The 17,864-nt window shown below is 64.6% G+C and carries 16 protein-coding genes; 9 read left to right on the top strand and 7 right to left on the bottom strand.

The window, feature by feature from the left end; genetic code table 11:
• Nucleotides 1–96: 96 nt before the first annotated feature.
• The 4 genes from glcF to FJ425_RS05070 all read right to left on the bottom strand — a co-directional run bounded on the left by glcF (nucleotide 97) and on the right by FJ425_RS05070 (nucleotide 5,955).
• Nucleotides 97–1,422 (bottom strand): glycolate oxidase subunit GlcF, encoded by a 1,326-nt coding sequence (glcF, locus tag FJ425_RS05090; protein WP_140635026.1) that lies wholly within the window; start codon nucleotides 1,420–1,422, stop codon nucleotides 97–99.
• 64 nt (nucleotides 1,423–1,486) lie between these two features.
• Complete coding sequence (locus FJ425_RS05085) at nucleotides 1,487–2,704, bottom strand: FAD-binding protein (protein WP_140722182.1); 1,218 nt, start codon at nucleotides 2,702–2,704, stop codon at nucleotides 1,487–1,489.
• A gap of 270 nt (nucleotides 2,705–2,974) precedes the next feature.
• Nucleotides 2,975–4,471, bottom strand: a complete 1,497-nt coding sequence (locus tag FJ425_RS05075) for an FAD-linked oxidase C-terminal domain-containing protein (RefSeq protein WP_140722179.1) — start codon at nucleotides 4,469–4,471, stop codon at nucleotides 2,975–2,977.
• A gap of 161 nt (nucleotides 4,472–4,632) precedes the next feature.
• Nucleotides 4,633–5,955: a DUF3422 family protein gene (locus FJ425_RS05070; RefSeq protein ID WP_140722176.1), complete on the bottom strand. Its 1,323-nt coding sequence runs from the start codon at nucleotides 5,953–5,955 to the stop codon at nucleotides 4,633–4,635.
• A gap of 209 nt (nucleotides 5,956–6,164) precedes the next feature.
• On the opposite strand from FJ425_RS05070, the gene FJ425_RS05065 reads away from it, so the two are divergent.
• From FJ425_RS05065 to FJ425_RS05050, 4 genes are all read left to right on the top strand, one after another.
• Nucleotides 6,165–6,968, top strand: coding sequence for an FCD domain-containing protein (locus FJ425_RS05065; RefSeq protein ID WP_140722173.1), 804 nt, complete (start codon nucleotides 6,165–6,167; stop codon nucleotides 6,966–6,968).
• Between the two features lie 15 nt (nucleotides 6,969–6,983).
• Nucleotides 6,984–8,120 carry an alpha-hydroxy acid oxidase gene (locus FJ425_RS05060; RefSeq protein ID WP_140722170.1) on the top strand — a complete coding sequence of 379 codons (1,137 nt, stop codon included), beginning with the start codon at nucleotides 6,984–6,986 and terminating at the stop codon, nucleotides 8,118–8,120.
• A gap of 60 nt (nucleotides 8,121–8,180) precedes the next feature.
• Complete coding sequence (locus FJ425_RS05055) at nucleotides 8,181–8,948, top strand: metallophosphoesterase (RefSeq protein ID WP_140722167.1); 768 nt, start codon at nucleotides 8,181–8,183, stop codon at nucleotides 8,946–8,948.
• Between the two features lie 195 nt (nucleotides 8,949–9,143).
• Entirely contained in the window at nucleotides 9,144–10,223 is a 1,080-nt protein-coding gene (locus tag FJ425_RS05050; RefSeq protein ID WP_140722164.1) for a helix-turn-helix transcriptional regulator, read from the top strand.
• A 146-nt stretch (nucleotides 10,224–10,369) separates the two neighbouring features.
• On the opposite strand, the gene FJ425_RS32305 is transcribed toward FJ425_RS05050, so the two are convergent.
• The gene (locus tag FJ425_RS32305) at nucleotides 10,370–10,501 is read right to left on the bottom strand and encodes a hypothetical protein (RefSeq protein ID WP_263481599.1); all 132 of its coding nucleotides are present in this window, start codon (nucleotides 10,499–10,501) and stop codon (nucleotides 10,370–10,372) included.
• A 277-nt stretch (nucleotides 10,502–10,778) separates the two neighbouring features.
• The gene (locus FJ425_RS05040) at nucleotides 10,779–12,035 is read right to left on the bottom strand and encodes an isoprenylcysteine carboxylmethyltransferase family protein (RefSeq protein WP_140722161.1); all 1,257 of its coding nucleotides are present in this window, start codon (nucleotides 12,033–12,035) and stop codon (nucleotides 10,779–10,781) included.
• Between the two features lie 336 nt (nucleotides 12,036–12,371).
• Here FJ425_RS05040 and FJ425_RS31475 point away from each other — a divergent pair, with 336 nt between their 5' ends.
• Nucleotides 12,372–12,650, top strand: coding sequence for a hypothetical protein (locus FJ425_RS31475; protein ID WP_181175803.1), 279 nt, complete (start codon nucleotides 12,372–12,374; stop codon nucleotides 12,648–12,650).
• A gap of 162 nt (nucleotides 12,651–12,812) precedes the next feature.
• On the opposite strand, the gene FJ425_RS05030 is transcribed toward FJ425_RS31475, so the two are convergent.
• Nucleotides 12,813–13,511, bottom strand: coding sequence for a type 1 glutamine amidotransferase (locus tag FJ425_RS05030; RefSeq protein WP_140722158.1), 699 nt, complete (start codon nucleotides 13,509–13,511; stop codon nucleotides 12,813–12,815).
• A gap of 85 nt (nucleotides 13,512–13,596) precedes the next feature.
• On the opposite strand from FJ425_RS05030, the gene FJ425_RS05025 reads away from it, so the two are divergent.
• The 4 genes from FJ425_RS05025 to FJ425_RS05010 all read left to right on the top strand — a co-directional run bounded on the left by FJ425_RS05025 (nucleotide 13,597) and on the right by FJ425_RS05010 (nucleotide 17,851).
• Nucleotides 13,597–14,244: a hypothetical protein gene (locus FJ425_RS05025; protein WP_140722155.1), complete on the top strand. Its 648-nt coding sequence runs from the start codon at nucleotides 13,597–13,599 to the stop codon at nucleotides 14,242–14,244.
• A 132-nt stretch (nucleotides 14,245–14,376) separates the two neighbouring features.
• The gene (locus tag FJ425_RS05020) at nucleotides 14,377–15,111 is read left to right on the top strand and encodes a 16S rRNA (uracil(1498)-N(3))-methyltransferase (protein WP_140635004.1); all 735 of its coding nucleotides are present in this window, start codon (nucleotides 14,377–14,379) and stop codon (nucleotides 15,109–15,111) included.
• 241 nt (nucleotides 15,112–15,352) lie between these two features.
• Nucleotides 15,353–16,726: a glutamate--cysteine ligase gene (locus FJ425_RS05015; RefSeq protein WP_140722153.1), complete on the top strand. Its 1,374-nt coding sequence runs from the start codon at nucleotides 15,353–15,355 to the stop codon at nucleotides 16,724–16,726.
• A gap of 102 nt (nucleotides 16,727–16,828) precedes the next feature.
• Nucleotides 16,829–17,851, top strand: a complete 1,023-nt coding sequence (locus tag FJ425_RS05010) for a DUF937 domain-containing protein (RefSeq protein ID WP_140722150.1) — start codon at nucleotides 16,829–16,831, stop codon at nucleotides 17,849–17,851.
• The last annotated feature ends 13 nt before the right edge of the window (nucleotides 17,852–17,864 follow it).

Raw genomic sequence — 17,864 nt, 5'->3', positions numbered from 1 at the left:
GGAGAGGAGACTGTCGGCGGCGGCTCCAACTTCTTCTCCCCGCCGGGGAGAAGGTGGCCGCGAAGCGGCCGGATGAGGGGGCGCCGGCGACGAGGATCACTCTGCGGCCGCAAGCACTCGCTCAGAAACACCCTCGGGCTTCGGGCCGCCATAGGCCCAGTCGAGCAACTTGATCGTATGCACCACCGGCAACTTCGCGGCGGATGCGATCTGCGTGATGCAGCCGATGTTGCCGGTGGCGACGACTGAAGCGCCGGTCGCTTCGATGTTTTTGACCTTGCGGTCGCGCAATTTAGCCGAAATCTCGGGCTGCAGGATATTGTACGTGCCGGCCGAGCCGCAGCACAGATGCCCCTCGTGCGGCTCGCGGACAACGAAGCCGGCCTTGGCCAGAAGCTCCTTCGGCTGGCGCGTGATCTTCTGTCCATGTTGCATGGAACAGGCGGAATGATAGGCGACGACCGTGCCTGGCTTGCGCACCGGCTCGGGCAAATCGAGAGCGGCGAGGTATTCCGTGACGTCCTTGGCCAGAGCCGAGACGCGCGCCGCCTTTTCGGCATAGGCGGGATCGAGGCGCAGCATGAAACCATAGTCTTTGATCGTGGTGCCGCAGCCCGAGGCGGTGATGATGATGGCATCGAGCCCGCCCTGCTCGATGGCGCGCGTCCAGGCGTCGACATTCTGCCTGGCCGAGGCAAGGGCCTGACCCTCGCGGCCCATATGATGGACGAGCGCCCCGCAGCAGCCCTCGCCTTCCGGCACCACGACCTCGACGCCCAATTTCGTCAGAAGCGAGATGGTCGTCTCGTTGATCGCCGGATCGAGCACTGACTGCGCGCAGCCGGTGAGGATGGCGACGCGGCCACGCCTCTCGCCTTTCCCGGCATGCGTGCCGGGCGAAGCCAGCGGCGATGCCGGGGGGATCGACGCGGGCGCGAGCTTCAGCATGGCCGCCACCGGTCTCAGCGCCGGCAATTTCTCGAACAGGCCGAGGAACGGCCGGCCAAGCCCGGCGAGCTTCAGCGCGGCGCGGAAGCGGTTCGGGTAAGGCAGCACGAAGGCCAGCATGGCGCGCGTCATCCGGTCAAGCAGCGGACGCTTGTAGGTCTGCTGGATATGGGCGCGGGCATGATCGACTAGATGCATGTAGTTCACGCCCGAGGGGCAGGTCGTCATGCAGGCAAGGCAGGACAGGCAGCGGTCGATATGGGTGACGATCTCCTTGTCGGCCGGCCGGCCGTTCTCCAGCATGTCCTTGATGAGATAGATGCGGCCGCGCGGCGAATCGAGCTCGTTGCCCAGCGTCACGTAGGTCGGACAGGTGGCGGTGCAGAAACCGCAATGCACGCATTTGCGCAGGATCTTTTCCGATTCCGCGACATGCGGGTCGGCAAGCTGCGCGGCGGAGAAATTGGTCTGCATATCGCCGTCTCTGTTAGACGCAATTCCGGACGGAAAACCGTTTCACACTTTTCCTGGAATTGCTTTAGGCCATGCGGCCGGGGTTGAGAATCTGCTTCGGGTCGAACTCGGCCTTGAGCCGCGCCGAAAGCGCGGCCAGATGCGGCGGCTGCGGCTCGAACACCGGCAGCGCCGCGCGATGCGGTGCGGATGCGCGCACCAGCGTCGCATGGCCGCCGCCATATTTGCGGATCAGTCCGCGCAATAGATCGGCTTCCGGGTCTTCCTCGCGCATCGACAGCCACACCAGGCCGCCCTGCCAGTCATAGAAGGCATCGACCGCCGCCTGCATGCGCAGCGCCATCACCATGTGATGCGCCTGAGACGGCGCCATCGAGACGCGCCAAACCGGCCGCGCGCCGCCATCGGCGAAGGGCCGGCAATCGCGAATGTCGCGCCAGATCGCCTTCGAGGCCTCGCCGGCGATCTCTTCGAGCGGACCGGCCTTGCCGAGCAGCTGCTTCAGCGCCTCGATGCGATAGACGACCGACGGGCCAAATCCCTCGACCCGCAACAGCGTGGCGGCGTCGCTGCCATGCTTGCCGCCGGCAACCTTCGCGGCGATCCGCTCCGGCAGATGCGCCGCGCTCGAAACCTCGGCGCTGGAGCCGAGCGCCAGCGCCATGGCGGCGACGGCCGCGTCGTCGAGCAGGCCGCGTATGGCCAAGGTGACTTCCGTTTCCGCGGCCGGCAGGACCTTGAAGGTGACGTCGGTCAACACGGCGAGCGTGCCCCAGCTGCTGGCCATCAGCTTGGAGAGGTCGTAGCCGGTGACGTTCTTGACCACGCGGCCGCCGGACTTGAAGGCTTCGCCGCGGCCTGAGACCGCGGCGACGCCAAGAATATGGTCGCGCGCTGCACCTGCCTTGAGGCGGCGTGGGCCGGACAAGTTCGAAGCCAGCACGCCGCCGATCGTGCCGTTCTTGCCCCCTTGGCCCGGCTCGCCGCCGAGCAACGGGCCGTAGTCCATCGGCTCAAACGCGAATTGCTGGCCGTTCTCGGCAAGCAATTTTTCGATCTCGGCGAGCGATGTGCCGGCGCGGGCCGAGAGCACCAGTTCGGCCGGTTCGTAGAGAGTTACGCCGGTGAGGTGCGACAAGTCGAGCGTGTGTTCGGTCTGCAATGGGCGGCCGATGCCGCGCTTCGAGCCATGGCCGAGGATTTCGAGCGGCGTTTCCTCGGCGGCTGCCCACTGGACGGTGGAGAGGGTTTCGGCGGAAGAAGATGGGGTGAAGGTGGTCATGAGCGGGCGCCTTTCCTCGCCCCCGCAAAGCGGGGGAGAGGTGGCTTGGGCGCAGCCCGAGACAAGCCGAGTTCCTTCGCGCCCCCCTCTGTCCTGCCGGACATCTCCCCCTCTAGGGGGGAGATTGGCAGCTTCTGCGGCCGCGCCTCACTTGCGACGTCGAAGGCTGGCGAAGGCCGCGATGACAGCTGATCTCCCCCCTTGAGGGGGAGATGTCCGGCAGGACAGAGAGGGGGGCGAAGGAACGCCGTCATGCGAACTTAGTCCCCATCAAAACCTCGGAATGTCCGGAAACGCCACCTGCCCGCGATGCACATGCATTCTTCCCAGCTCCGCGCAGCGGCGCAGCTGCGGAAACACCTTGCCGGGGTTGAGCAGGTGGTTGGGGTCGAAGGCGCATTTCACCAGCATCTGCTGGTCGAGGTCGATCTGGTTGAACATTTCCGGCATCAGGTCGCGCTTCTCGACGCCGACGCCATGCTCGCCGGTCAACACGCCGCCGACCTGGACGCAAAGGCGCAAAATGTCGGCGCCGAAGCTCTCGGCCTTGTCCAGCTCGCCCGGCACGTTGGCGTCGTAGAGGATCAACGGGTGCAGGTTGCCGTCGCCGGCGTGGAAAACATTGGCGACACCCAACCCGTATTTCTGCGAAAGGTCGCGCATGCCGGCAAGCACCCTCGGCAGTTCCTTGCGCGGGATGGTGCCGTCCATACAGTAGTAGTCGGGCGAAATGCGGCCGACCGCCGGGAAGGCCGCCTTGCGGCCGGCCCAGAAGCTCAGCCGCTCCTGCTCCGATTGCGAGATGCGGCAGGTGGTCGAGCCGTTCCTGTAGGCGATCGCCTCGACGAGGCCGATCAGGTGGTCGACCTCGACACTCGGCCCGTCGAGCTCGACGATGAGCAGCGCCTCGACGTCGAGCGGATAGCCGGCATGGACGAAATCCTCGGCCGCGTGGATCGCCGGGCGGTCCATCATCTCCATGCCGCCCGGAATGATGCCGGCGCCGATGATGTCTGCGACGCATTGACCGCCCTGTTCGCTGGTCGGAAAGCCGATCAAGAGAGCGCGCGCCGTCTCCGGCTTCTTCAATATGCGCACGGTGACCTCGGTGACGACGCCGAGCAACCCTTCCGAGCCGGTCATCACGCCGAGCAGATCGTAGCCTTCCTGGTCGAGATGGCTGCCGCCGAGCCGCACCACCTCGCCGTTCATCAGCACCATCTCGATGCCCAGCACATTGTTGGCGGTGAGCCCGTATTTCAGGCAGTGCACGCCGCCGGAATTCTCGGCGACATTGCCGCCGATCGAGCAAGCGATCTGGGAGGATGGATCGGGGGCGTAATAGAAGCCCTCCTGCTCGACGGCGGTGGTGATGCCGAGATTGGTGACGCCCGGTTGGGCGACGACTACGCGATTGGGATAGTCGATTTGAAGAATGCGGTTGAAGCGGCTCATCACCAGCAGCACCGCATCCTCGAGCGGCAGCGCGCCGCCCGACAGCGAGGTGCCGGAGCCGCGCGGCACGACGCGGATGTTGCGTTCGTTGCAGTATTTCAGCACGCGCGAGACCTGGGCGACCGTTTGCGGCAGCACCACGACCAGCGGCAGCTGCCGGTAGGCGGTCAGGCCGTCGCTCTCGAAGGCGCGCATTTCATTGGCCGCGTCGACGACGCCCTCGCCCGGCACGATGATGCGCATGTCGGCGACGATCTCGGCGCGCCGGCGCATCGTTTCGGCATCTGGCTTGGGCATGGCTAGGCCGGACATCGGGCAGCCTCATCCGCTTTTGACTGGTCAAAATCTTTTACCAGCCCGACGTTTTTGTTGCAAATGCTGCTTTGGTCACACGCGGCTGCAAGCGTAACGCCAAGCTTCCGCAGCGGCAATCTGCCGCTGCGGACAGACCCGCGCATGAAGATGGTTGTCCGCTACTCGCCCGGATGCTTCGCCGGCTCGGAATGCATCTTCCGCACCCGGCGCACGCCCCACCAGACGAGCAGGATGGCGACCGGCACGGAGGCCGCGGTGACCACTTCGGGCGCGAAAGCGTGACCGAAGACCGAGGCGCCCTTGGCGAGATAGCCGATGAGGCCGACGACATAATAGGACACGGCGGCGACCGACAGGCCTTCGACGGTCTGCTGCAGGCGCAGTTGCAGCCGGGCGCGGTTGTTCATCGAGGCCAGCAGGTCGCGGTTCTGCTTCTCCACATCGACATCGACCCAGGTGCGCAGCAGCGTGGTGGCACGGGTGAGTTTTCGCGACAGGTTGGCCTGGCGCTCCTCGACCGAGCGGCAGGTGCGCATGGCAGGCGCCATGCGCCGCAAGAGGAAGCCCGCCCAGGTGTCGTAGCCCTGCACCGGCTCCTCATCCAGCGCTTCCAGCCTCGCGGTGACGATGCCGTCATAGGCGCGGCTGGCGCCGAAACGATAGAGGCTGGACGCGGCGTCGGCCTCGAGCTCGGCGGCGAGTTCGGTGAGGTCGGCGAGCAAGGTCTGGCTGTCGCGGGTCTCGACCGCCTTCATCTCCAGCGTGGTCTGCGCCAGGCGGTCCTCGATGCGACGGGCGCGGCCTGACAGCGTCAATGCCATAGGCAGGCCGAGCATGGCCAACGTCCGATAGGTCTCGATGTCGATCAGCCGCTGCGACAGGGCGCCGGTGCTGGCCGGCGTCAGGCCGCGATCGAGCACCAGCATGCGGGTCAGGCCGTCGCCGTCCTGGCGGAAATCGGTGATGATGGCGGCAGCGCCCCGCTCGACCAGCGAATAGCACAGGCTGGTCGGGTCGAAGCCGGCGATCAGCTTTTCGCTCGCCTGCGTCCATTTGCGGATTTCCAGGCGGATGCCGGAAATCACGGTGCCGGGCGGCGAGAAGCCATTGCCGAAGGGCGAATCCTCCTGCCCCCGGCCGTTCTCGGCCAGCGGCCCTTCCCAGAGATAGGTCGAGAATTCCGTATGGCGCTCCCAGCGCAGCGTGCCCTTGCCCCATTTCATCGCATGGTGGCGGGCATTGCGCTCGGGCGCGGCGATGCCCAGCCGCCGCGACAGTTCCGAGAGCACGGCATGATCGACCGCGGTGCCGCCCTCGGTCATGAAGGAGAGCTGGACCAGCACGCGCGGTTTCTCGATCAGCGGATGCGGGCGGGCATGGACCTCGCCCAGCGCGCCGGGCCGTCCTTCATGCGCCGGAAAGCCCATCACGCTGCCTTGGGCGCGCGGCTGGAATTCGAGACTGGACATCTCGTCGGACACGGTTGGTCCCCCTGGTTTCGACCTTCGTGCGAACCCTGCCGTCTTGCGGCAATCGGCGGGACGCGTAAACAGCAAATATCTGCATCCAGGCCGGTTGGCACGCGGCCGGCTATGCGACGGGCTGGACGAATTGGATAAATAATTTGACCAGTTGGCGACAGAGGCTTTAATCTGCGCCGCATCCGTCCCGTTTCCCAGGCACCCTTCCGTTGAGCGACATCTTCTCCAGGATCGAGCATTCGCGCACCGCCGACGAGGTAGTGCAGCAGATCGAGAGCCTGATCCTCGAAGGCGTGCTGCGCACCGGCGACCGGTTGCCCGGCGAGCGCGAGCTGGCGCGCCAGTTCGACGTGTCGCGGCCGATCCTGCGCGACGCGCTGAAGGCGCTGGAAGGCCGCGGGCTGCTGACGACCAAGGCCGGCGGCGGCACGCATGTCGCCGACGTCATCGGCCAGCTTTTCACCAAGCCGGTGACCGATCTCATCTCCACGCACCGCAAGGCGGTGACCGATTATCTGGAATACCGGCGCGAGATCGAGGCTGTCGCGGCCGAATACGCGGCGCGGCGCGCCACGCCGGAGGATCTCGCCCTGCTCGACCGCATCATGGCGCGCATGGACGAGGCGCACCGGACCGGCGATTTCGACGACGAGGCGGAAATCGACGTCGAGTTCCATCATGCGGTGTGCGAATGCGCGCACAACATCATCCTTTTGCACACGCTGCGTTCCTGCTACCGGCTGCTGTCGGAAGGCGTGTTCCAGAACAGGCTCCTGGTGTTCGGCGTGCCCGGCGTGCGCGAGGCGCTGCTCGAGCAGCACAGGGCGATCCACGCCGCGATCAAGGCGGCAGACCCAATCGCGGCGCGCAAGGCGGCGATGGACCACATCACCTATGTCGAGCGCTCGATGGCTGAAGCCGAGCGCAGTGGCGACTGGCAGCGCGTATCCAGGCTGCGCCTCAGACAGCGCTCGGACGCCGGCGACATCGAACCCACACGAAAACGCTCCTAAGCAGCGGAGACAACCATGAGCGAAATCCTCACCATCGCCGACCTCAAGGACCTGGCACGCCGCAAAGTGCCGAGGATGTTCTTCGACTATGCCGATTCCGGCGCCTGGACGGAAAGCACCTACCGGGCCAACGAAGAGGATTTCGGCAAGATAAAGTTCCGCCAGCGCGTGCTGGTCGACATGAGCAACCGTTCGCTGGAATCGACCATGGTCGGTGAAAAGGTGGCGATGCCGGTGGCGCTCGCGCCGACCGGGCTGACCGGCATGCAGCATGCCGACGGCGAGATGCTGGCGGCGCAGGCGGCGGAAGCGTTCGGGGTGCCGTTCACGCTGTCCACCATGAGCATCTGCTCGATCGAAGACGTCGCCTCGGTGACCAAAAAGCCGTTCTGGTTCCAGCTCTATGTGCTGCGCGACAAGGACTTCGTGCTCAATCTGATCGACAGGGCCAAGGCGGCGAAATGCTCGGCGCTGGTGCTGACGCTCGATCTGCAGGTCCTGGGACAGCGCCACAAGGATGTGCGCAACGGTCTCTCGGCGCCACCCAAGATGACGCTCGCCAACATCATCGACCTCGCGCTGAAGCCGCGCTGGTGCCTGGGGATCGCCCGCACCAAGCGCCGCACCTTCCGCAACATCGTCGGCCACGCCAAGGGCGTCGGCGACGTCTCTTCGCTGTCGTCCTGGACGAACGAGCAGTTCGATCCGCATCTGTCGTGGAAGGATGTCGCCTGGATCAAAGAGCGTTGGGGCGGCAAGCTCATCCTGAAAGGCATCCTCGACAAGGAGGACGCGCTGATGGCGGCTGAGACCGGCGCCGATGCGATCGTGGTCTCCAATCACGGCGGGCGGCAGCTCGACGGCGCGCCGTCCTCGATCTCGGTGCTGGAAGAAATCGCCGATGCGGTCGGCGACAGGATCGAAGTCCATATGGATGGCGGCATCCGCTCCGGCCAGGACGTGCTCAAGGCGCTCTGCCTCGGCGCCAAGGGCACCTATATCGGCCGACCCTTCCTCTACGGCCTCGGTGCGATGGGCAAGGACGGCGTCACCAAGGCGCTCGAAATCATCCGCAAGGAAATGGACATCACGCTGGCGCTGTGCGGTAAGCGTTTGGTAACCGACATGGGCAAGGACCAGTTGCGGCGCTAGGCCTTATTCACCGATCCGCCCTAGTTTCCCGTGGTGAACCTCACGGGAAAGACGTACGCCTTGACTGAGACCGGCATCCATTATCTCGACGCGCGCGGGCCGGACGGCATGCGGCTCTATGCGATCGGCGACGTGCACGGACGCCACGACCTGCTCGCCGCCATGCATCGCCGCATCGAGAGCGAACTGGAATATGCGCCCGGGTCGGACTGGCGCATCATCCACCTCGGCGACTATGTCGACCGCGGACCGGATTCCAGAAGCGTCATCGATTTACTGATCGAGACGCGCAAGCGCGATCCGCGCAACATCATGCTCGCCGGCAACCACGACATCGGCATGCTCGAATTCCTAGCCGAGGCAGAGCCGGACGGCCTGTTCATGAATTACGGCGGCGTGCAGACGGCGCAGTCCTATGGCGTCGATCTTCTTCGCGACGGCCACTGGTACGGCAAGGGACAAGCGATCGCCCGGGGACATATGGCCCTGGTGAAAGCGGTGCCGCGCAGCCATGTCGATTTCCTGCAATCGCTGACGTTTTCGGCGACCTTCGGCGACTTCTTCTTCTGCCATGCCGGGATAAGACCGGGTGTGCCGCTCGACCGTCAGAACCAGCAGGACCTGATCTGGATCCGTGACGCCTTCCATGACCATCCAGGGCTTTTTTCCAAGGTGATCGTGCACGGGCACACGCCCGTCCTGGAAGCCGAGGTGAAGGCCAACCGCGTCAATGTCGACACGCTCGCCTGGAAATCCGGAACGCTAAGCGCGCTGGCCGTCAATGGCGGCGACAAACGCATTCTCGCCATGCAGGGGAAAGCGTTGTAGGCGCTGCGACGGATTGCCAGGCAAATGAAAGCCGCCACTGGCCCATACGGGCAATGAATTTCATATTGCCGAGATCGGTCTCGCCCGTACAGATTGGACGCGCCGGCTTGAGATCAAGACACCAGCGGCGGATACTGAGCCGCTCTTTCCGCGTTTCCTGAGCCGTCACGCTCGCATTGATTTTGCACGGCAGTCATGATCGACCTGATTGAACTCATCTACGAGGCTGCCTTCGTTCCGGAGCGGTGGAACCAGGTGCTCCAGCAGGCGAGCGAGCAGTCGAATTCGGCCAGCGCGCAGGTCTTCTTCTTCAGCGACGACAGCCCGCCGCGCGGAACGACGCTCGACAATCTGCGGCCGCTGTTCGACGAATTCGTCAAGGGTGATTTCTGGAAGTTCTGCGACAGCGTCCAGAAGATGTGCAGCTTGCAGCCGGCAAGCTTCGTGCGCGTCGACGACTTCATGAGCGCCGAGGAGATCGAGCGCGATCCGGCCCGCATCATGCTGAGGCAATTCGGCATCGGCGCTCATCTGTGCGCGGCTATCCCCATGCCGACCGGCGAGCTCGCGACATTCGTGTTCCAGAAATGGACCAAGGACGGCGGCTATAAGCATGGCGAGGTCGACAGGCTCGACGGGCTGCGACCTCATCTTGCCCGAGCCAGCTTGGTCGCCGGGCGGTTGAGAGTCGAGCGCGCCGAAGCGACCGCTTCAGCGCTCAATCTGCTTGGCTTGCCGGCCGCCGTGCTTTCGTCAAATGGACGGGTGATGGCAACGAACCTGCATCTCGATCGGCTGGACGCGGCGTTCCTGCCGGTGGCCCATGGCGGACTGGCGATCGCCGACCGCGATGCCAATCGGCTGTTTCAGGAGGCCGTGGCCGACATGAGCCGGCGCGGCAGTGCGATCGGATCCATCCCCGTGCCGGGGATCAGTGGCCAGGCGCCGTTCGTCGTACATCTTTTGCCGCTGCGGCGCGCCGCGCACGACATCTTCGGCAATGCCGACATCCTCGTGGTCGCGACACCGGTCAAGCCAAGCGCGCTCGTGCCGTCGGCGAGCCTGCTCAACGCCTTGTTCGATCTGACCCCGGCGGAGGCGCGGCTCGCCATCGATCTCGCCGCCGGCCTCACGCTGGCGCAATCGGCAAGCCGCAACGGCGTCACCGTCAAATCGGCCCGCACCTATCTCGAGCGTGTCTTCCAGAAAACCGGCACTCATCGGCAGAGCCAACTCGTCGCCATGCTGAAAACGATGCGGCCGCTGGTCCAGTGAGCGGCCTGCACCGGTTCATCGTTTCACGAACGCAGAACCGCGCTTTGTCTTGACGCAATTCAGGACGGAACCGTTTCACACTTTCCTGGAATTGCTCAAAGCCAGATCCCGACGCGGAGATCCACCCCTCAACCGAGAGGTCAGGTCTAGTTGAGCGAGGCGGTGACGCCGTAGCCGTCGACGGCCCGGTGGTTTGTCGCTGCATCGGCGGCATAAATGCCGAGGCCGCAGAGCACGATGGCAGACAGCATGACAAAGGACAAAAGCGCTGCTTTCACGGACGTCATCTCTGGTTGAGCTTTCTGCATCTGTGCACGAGGCGGTTACCAATGCGTTGAAACGATAAAATGCGTCTCAATGTTTCGACGATTTCGCGCTTCTAGGCAGATTCTGTATCGCCGGTGTGTCGCTTGGATCACACAGAAGGTTCATCGCGGTTGCACGGACGATACAGGGCGGGCGCCTTCTAAGATGGCAGGCGAGCACAAGCCAAGCATGAAGCAGGTTTTCCCCAGGCGGAACCGGTGCCGCGTGCCAATTATGCCACGCTTCGGGTCAGGCTACCCTTTCAACCCAGGGCAAGCCTCGCCGAATCCTTGCCCACAGACCGCGGCGGGTGATGAAATCCTGGTATTCTCGATAAGCTGGGTCGGCCGCTAGATGCCGCCCTTCCGTGACGGCGCGTAGCCAGTAGAGGGCGTTTACGCTGGCAAGCAGCAGGCACGACTGCACGGCTACGGTCCAGCCCTGGGTGCTGAGGAACGGCATCGAGATCATCCACCAGCTGATGTTCTTACAGAGATAGGCGGGATGCTTGACCCAGCGGTACGGTCCGTTGGTGATGATGCCGCGATTGGTAAGGTTGGAGAACCGCAGACCGAAGGAGACGGTCGCCCAGGTATAGACCAGGACCAGCGCTAGGATGATGCTGCCCCAGAGGCCGTAGATCAGCGGGTAAGATCCGAGGAAATGGCCCCAATAGGCGTCGTCCTGATCAAAGGCGAGATATTTGGCCCCGACCGAGCTCCAGAACGGCGGATAGCAGAACAGGCAGACCACCCATCCGCTGACGGTTGGCTCGGCCGAGCGAAGATGGCTGTCGGTCAGGCGCAGGGTGAGCGTGTAGGCGACGGTCGCGAAGAGAACGTCGACAAGATAAAGAAAGTCGATGCCGAAGGAGAAGAAGTGCTCGAAATTGTCGATCGACACCAGTGGTGAGCGTGCCCAGAGCGCGGCGAGGTCATTGTTGGTGTAGATGAACATCAGCGGCAGGAAGAAGCCCTTGATGATCCAGCCTCGACCGTGCGCAGCTAGCATCGACCAGTCCCTTGGCCGGTTGCCCGCGACAAGGCGACCCAGCTGGGCATAAGCGTCCTCAGGCTGGCGCTGCAGGCGGTCGACAAAGGCGATGTAGACGGGTGAAAGCAGCACCAGCGCAGGCAGGCCGTAGAGCGCCGCCTGTTTGAAAGGATCGTAAAAGCTATCGGAATAGACCGGCAGCAGCCAGTAGATCGCGGCGACAACGCCGACGGTGAGCCACAGCCCGGCCAGCTTGTAGAGGATTCGCCTTATATCGGACGGTCGCTGCGGCGCGGCGGACAGGCCCGACGAGGCGTTGTGCTGGACCCGATAGACCTGCAGGTCGACCACCACCATGGCGAGCGCGACGACGGCAAGAACGGCGAGCGTCCTGATGTAGTCCGGCTGCTGCCACGAACGCAGTGCGATGACCGTCGCGATCATGGCCGCAAGACCGGCGATGCCGCTCCACGCCCCGGTTGCCGATCGCGGAGGCGCATCCAGGGCGCTCAATCGCAACGTTTTCGCATCGTGCAGCAAGGCTCAGCCACTGGTGCCGCTGGTGCCGCCCGAGGTGCCGCCGCTCGTCCCGCCCGAGGTGCCTCCGCTCGTCCCACCGGAGGTGCCCCCGCTCGTCCCGCCCGAGGTGCCGCCGCTCGTCCCGCCGGAAGTGACGCCGCTCGTCCCGCTGGAAGTGCCGCTGCTCGTCCCGCCGGAAGTGCCGCCGCTCGTCCCGCCGGAGGTGCCGCTGCTGCTCGATCCGCCGCTGCTCGTCCTCGCGGGACGATGCTCAGCGCCACTGCCGCCGCCGGATTCGCAGCGACCGGGGGACGCGCAGAAGGAGGCCAGATGGATCACAGGCGCTCCCGCCGCCGAATTCACCAACTGCCGCAAATCGCTCGCGACGTGCGCGGCCGCCGCGCAAGCACCACCGGCAACGACCGCGTATCCGACGACAAACCCCACAATCCGCATGAAAACCCCTGCCTCAAGAGCGACACCAAGCAATTACCCAAGGGTCCGCCCGCGGCGATCAAAAGACTCTCGGCCCTGTCACCCAAGCCGGATACCTCCATGCGCCTTCGCGCACGCCTTCCGCGTGCTCGATTTGAACCCGGTAACCAATGAAAGGCAGGATCACAGACTCCGCAGTCGTCATATGACGACTACGCCGGACTTTTTCACACCGGCCAAGTCTGGAGGGCACCCCTGTTACGACAGGGCCCGTGATCCATTGTGCGGCGTTACGTCATTTGCGGCTTTGGCATGACTCCAGCCAATTTCGATCGTTTAGATCGTCGCCACCCAGGCGCGGGCAATGGCGAGCCCCGCGGCGTCGGCATCGGGCCCGTTGCGGGCCATCTCGTCATCAAGCTTGCCGGCCCAATCGGGATGGCGTTCCCCGATCAGCGATGCGAAGGAGGTGCTCCAGTCGCGCACCATCGGCGTATCCGCCTCGAAGTGGAACTGGAAGCCGTAGACGGCGCGGCCGAGGCGGAAGGCCTGGTTTTCGGCGACCGCGCTGCAGGCGAGCCGCACGGCGTTTTCCGGCAGGCCGAACGTGTCGTCATGCCATTCGAAGATCGGGAATTTCTCGGGCATCGCCGCCAGGACCGGATCCGATTTGGCGGCCGGCGTCAGCGACACCTTATGCCAGCCGAACTCGGTGGCGCCGCCGATCTGGTTGGTGCCGCCGAAAGCCCGCGCCAGAAGCTGACTGCCTAGACAGATGCCGAGAACCGAACGGTCCTTGTCGGCGAAATCGCGGGTCAGGTCGAGCAATGCGGGGAAGTAGGGGCAGATCTCGTCATCGAGCGCGTTCTGGGCGCCGCCAAGCACCACGATGGCATCGTGCTCGGTGCTGTCGCCGGGCAGAGTATCGCCGCGATAGGGCTTGCGCAGGTCGATATCGGCGCCGGCTTCCACAAGGGCAGCGCCGATCTGGCCAAGGCCCTCATTGTCGAAATTCTGGACGACCAAAACCCGCATCGAAAACCTGCTGACATGAAAACGCTGGGGCGAGCGATATCATGCGGCCCGTGTTTCAGCCAAGATGCGTGCCGGAGAGAAAGCTATGCCACTGCAGAACCGGGTCGATCCCTTCGGCGCCATCCATGCCGTGCCGGAACGCGGCCTGTTCACCGGCAATCGCGGCATCATCCATGACCCCGAGACGAAGACGCTGCTGAGGAAGCGCTGGGCCTTGCCGGCCTGGATCATCTGTGCCTGCGAATTCGGCAATGTGGGGCGCGAGCCGATGGGTCGCAACCGGCCTGGCGGAAAGGCAGGTTGGACGGAGCTGTTCTTCCTCGACGAGGTGACGGCGCTGGCCGCCGGCCACCGGCCCTGCTTCTTCTGCCGGCGTGAACGGGCGACCGACTTCGTCAGCCGTTTCGGCAAGGCGTTCGGGATCGACGAACCGCGCGCGCCGATGGTCGACAAACGGCTGCACAAGGAGCGGCTGGCTTCCGGCGGACGGCCGCCTTCCGTGACCGCGCCGGAGCTCGGAGGCTTGCCGGATGGAACGGTGGTAGCGCAGGGCGACGCTGCCTATGCGCTGCGCGGCGGCAAGGCACGCAAATGGTCGTTCGCGGGTCATTCGAGTCCCATCGCCTTCGATCGCCTCACCGGCGGGTCGCTGCGCCTGCTGACGCCGGCGACCACCATTGCGGTATTGCGGCAAGGCTTTGCGCCTGTCTGGCATCCGACCGCCGATATTTGATGCCGCAGCCGGCCTCGCTCGTTCCTAAGCAGATATCGTGGGATGTCCCACGAATATCTGCTTAGATTCCCTTGTTTTTCGCAGGTTCTGATCGCAAAACCGCGAGACACTTTTGCGGAACCTGCTTGGGCCATGCGCGCCAACTACAAAATGCAGCGGCTGTTCGTGCCTGACGATCTCGGACCCGGCCTCGAATTCGACGCCGGACAGCAGCAGAGCCATTATCTCGCCCATGTGCTGCGGCTCGGCGAAGGCGCCGAGGTGCTGCTTTTCAACGGCCGCGACGGCGAATGGTCGGCGTCGGTCGCTGCGAAGTCCAAGAAGGCGGTCCGGCTGAAGGTGCTGGACCTGCAGCGGCCGCAGCCGCCGCTGCCCGATCTCGTCTATTGCTTCGCGCCGCTGAAGCAGGGCCGGCTCGATTACCTTGTGCAGAAAGCGGTCGAGATGGGAGCAGGCATACTGCAGCCTGTCATCACCCAGCACACGCAGGTGACGAAGCCCGGCATCGAACGGCTGCGCGCCAATGTCGTCGAGGCGGCCGAGCAATGCGGCATCCTGGCGGTGCCTGAGGTGCGCGAGGCGGAGAAGCTGGAACGGCTGCTCGCCAGTTGGGATCGGGAGCGACGGCTGATCTTTTGCGACGAGGATGCCTCGACCAACAATCCGCTGCCGGCCTTGCAAGCGGCAAACGAGAAGAAACTTGCGCTTCTGGTCGGTCCGGAAGGCGGATTTTCCGAGGACGAGCGCAAGATGCTGAGGGCCTTGTCATTCGTCACCGCCATCCCGCTCGGGCCGCGCATCCTGCGCGCCGACACCGCGGCGGTGGCGGCATTGGCGGTGATCCAGGCGACGATCGGCGATTGGTAGGACCTTGCCTTCTCCCTTTGTTTGGAACGGGGATATCGCGAACAGGTGTGCGAGGACATCGCGAACAGTTTTGCGCGTTTTGCGCGAGGGGGTTCGGAATGTCCCCGAGGGGAAAGGGAAGGCGAGCCATGCAGATCAAATCCAGTTGAGCCGTGGCTCAGGATTTTTCGCTTGATCGGCTACTGACATTTCGTCCATCTAGCGCCCGGCGGCCAGCTGATGGCTGCGGAGGGCTTTCTAAATGGCGCGCGACACGACCGATACCCAGCTCATCGAAGGCGTCGACGAACTTGTCGGCTATCTGGCCGACGGCAACAAGCCGCGCGACAAATGGCGCATCGGCACCGAGCATGAGAAGTTCCCCTTCTATGTCGACGGCAACGCGCCGGTGCCCTATGGCGGCGAGCGCGGCATCCGCGCCATCCTCGAGGGAATGCGGGAAAAACTCGGCTGGGATCCGATCATGGATGCGGGCCGCATCATCGGCCTGGTCGAGCCGACCGGCCAGGGTGCGATCTCGCTGGAGCCCGGCGGCCAGTTCGAGCTTTCCGGCGCGCCGTTGGAATCGATCCATCAGACCTGTCGCGAGGGCAACGCTCATCTGGCGCAGGTGCGCGAGATCGCCGAGCCGCTCGGCATCCGCTTCCTCGGCCTCGGCGGCAGCCCGAAATGGTCGCTGGCCGACACGCCGAAAATGCCGAAGTCGCGCTACGAGATCATGACGCGCTACATGCCGAAGGTCGGCACCAAGGGCCTTGACATGATGTATCGCACCTGCACGATCCAGGTGAATCTCGACTTCGAGAGCGAAGCCGACATGCGTCGCAAGATGCAGGTGTCGCTGAAGCTGCAGCCGCTGTCGACGGCGCTGTTTGCCAACTCGCCCTTCACCGAGAGCCAGCCGAACGGGCTGCAGAGCTGGCGCGGCGACATCTGGCGCGACACCGACAACCAGCGCTCCGGCATGCTCGAATTCTGCTTCTCGCCGGATTTCGGCTTCGCCGACTATGTCGAATGGGCGCTCGACGTGCCGATGTATTTCGTTATACGCGACGGCCACTATCACGATATGACGCGCTATACGTTCCGACAGTTCATGGCGGGCGCCGCCCGCAATGAACTCCCTGACGGCCTGCCGACCATGGGCGACTGGGCAAATCATCTCTCGACCCTATTCCCGGATGTGCGCCTGAAGCGTTTCCTCGAAATGCGCGGCGCCGACGGCGGGCCGTGGCGGCGCATCTGCGCCCTGCCCGCCTTCTGGGTCGGGTTGCTCTACGACGAGCAGGCGCTGGACGCCGCCGAGACGTTGACGGCGAGCTGGACCTACGAGGAAGCGCTGGCGATGCGCAACGCCGTGCCGGAGCAAGGCATCGCGGCGCCGTTCCGCAACGCCACCTTGCGCGATGTCGCCCGCGACGTGCTTGCCATCTCGCGCACGGGCCTGAAGAATCGCGGCAAGAAGAATCGCGACGGCTATGACGAGACGTCGTTCCTCAACACGCTCGACGAAGTGGTCGCGCGCGGCACCACCAGCGCCGAGGAGATGCTGTCGGCCTACCACACGCGTTGGGGCGGCTCGATCGAGCCGGTGTTCATGGAATATGCGTATTAACCGTCCGGCATGCGCCGAGCGGTTGGGCGCCAAAAGCCGCTTCAATCGGTGATGGAAACGAACTAGGCTCTCCGATGAGGATATTCTCGGAGGAGAACCCAAATGCCTTCCCTGTTCGACATTTTCGCCCAGGCCCAGAACGGCGCCGGCATGCAGGCGCTGGCACAGCAATATGGGCTTTCGATGCAGCAGACGCAGGCCGCGGTGCAGGCGCTGCTGCCGGCATTCTCGCAAGGGCTGCAGCGCAACACCGCCGATCCCTACGGGATGGGTGCGTTCATGACGGCGATGGCAAGCGGCCAGCACGCCAAGTATTTCGAGGACGCCACGAGGGCCTTTTCGCCGCAAGGCATCGATGAGGGCAACGGCATTCTCGGCCATCTGTTCGGCTCGAAGGATTTGTCGCGCGCCGTGGCAGCCCAAGCCGCGCAGGCGACGGGATTGAGCCAGCAGGTGCTGCAACAGATGCTGCCGGCCATGGCCTCGATGATGATGGGCGGGCTGTTCAAACAGACCAACAATCAATTGAGTGGGAGGCAGATGCAGGCTGCCGGCTTCGGCGGCAGCGGCAATCCGCTCGGCGAGATCATCGAGCAGATGATGCGCCAAGGCGGCCTCGCGCCAGCGCCGCAGACACGCCAGGCGCCGCAGCCGCCGCCCTATGGCGAGAACCCGCTCGGCAAAGTGCTGCAGGATATGTTCGGCGGCGGCGCGCCGCAGCCGCAAACCCAGCCCCAGCAGGCGCCCAGTCCGTACGGCGAAAACCCGCTCGGCAAGGTGCTGCAGGATATGTTCGGCGGCGGCACGACTCAGCAGCCGCAGCCGCAGCAGACGCAAAGTCCCTATGGCGATAACCCGCTCGGCAAGATCTTCGAGGAGATGCTGCGCCAGGGCGGCGGCGGCTTCGGCATGCCTGGGGAACAACCGGCGCCGCAGCCGCAGCAGCGCCAACCGCAGCCAAGCGCGCCGCAACAGCCGCAAAACAATCCGAGCGGCCGGCCACGAAACCCGTTCGACGATATCTTCGGCAAGATGTTCGAGACCGGTGCCCAGCAGCGCGACGAATATGAGAAGAGCGTCGGGACGATCTTCGATCAGTTCAAGCGCGACATGGACCGGCGGTGAGCATCGAACGCCC

This window comes from Mesorhizobium sp. B2-7-2 (genome assembly GCF_006440775.1).
GTDB lineage: Bacteria > Pseudomonadota > Alphaproteobacteria > Rhizobiales > Rhizobiaceae > Mesorhizobium.
This window is presented reverse-complemented; position numbering and strand designations above follow the sequence as displayed.

Coding starts and splice junctions, on each gene's coding strand:
- glcF (WP_140635026.1), bottom strand. CDS start 1,422: ATGCAGACCAATTTCTCCGCCGCGCAGCTTGCCGACCCGCATGTCGCG.
- FJ425_RS05075 (WP_140722179.1), bottom strand. CDS start 4,471: ATGTCCGGCCTAGCCATGCCCAAGCCAGATGCCGAAACGATGCGCCGG.
- FJ425_RS05085 (WP_140722182.1), bottom strand. CDS start 2,704: ATGACCACCTTCACCCCATCTTCTTCCGCCGAAACCCTCTCCACCGTC.
- FJ425_RS05015 (WP_140722153.1), top strand. CDS start 15,353: ATGGCGCGCGACACGACCGATACCCAGCTCATCGAAGGCGTCGACGAA.
- FJ425_RS05050 (WP_140722164.1), top strand. CDS start 9,144: ATGATCGACCTGATTGAACTCATCTACGAGGCTGCCTTCGTTCCGGAG.
- FJ425_RS05060 (WP_140722170.1), top strand. CDS start 6,984: ATGAGCGAAATCCTCACCATCGCCGACCTCAAGGACCTGGCACGCCGC.
- FJ425_RS05020 (WP_140635004.1), top strand. CDS start 14,377: ATGCGCGCCAACTACAAAATGCAGCGGCTGTTCGTGCCTGACGATCTC.
- FJ425_RS05030 (WP_140722158.1), bottom strand. CDS start 13,511: ATGCGGGTTTTGGTCGTCCAGAATTTCGACAATGAGGGCCTTGGCCAG.
- FJ425_RS31475 (WP_181175803.1), top strand. CDS start 12,372: ATGGATCACAGGCGCTCCCGCCGCCGAATTCACCAACTGCCGCAAATC.
- FJ425_RS05025 (WP_140722155.1), top strand. CDS start 13,597: ATGCCACTGCAGAACCGGGTCGATCCCTTCGGCGCCATCCATGCCGTG.
- FJ425_RS05010 (WP_140722150.1), top strand. CDS start 16,829: ATGCCTTCCCTGTTCGACATTTTCGCCCAGGCCCAGAACGGCGCCGGC.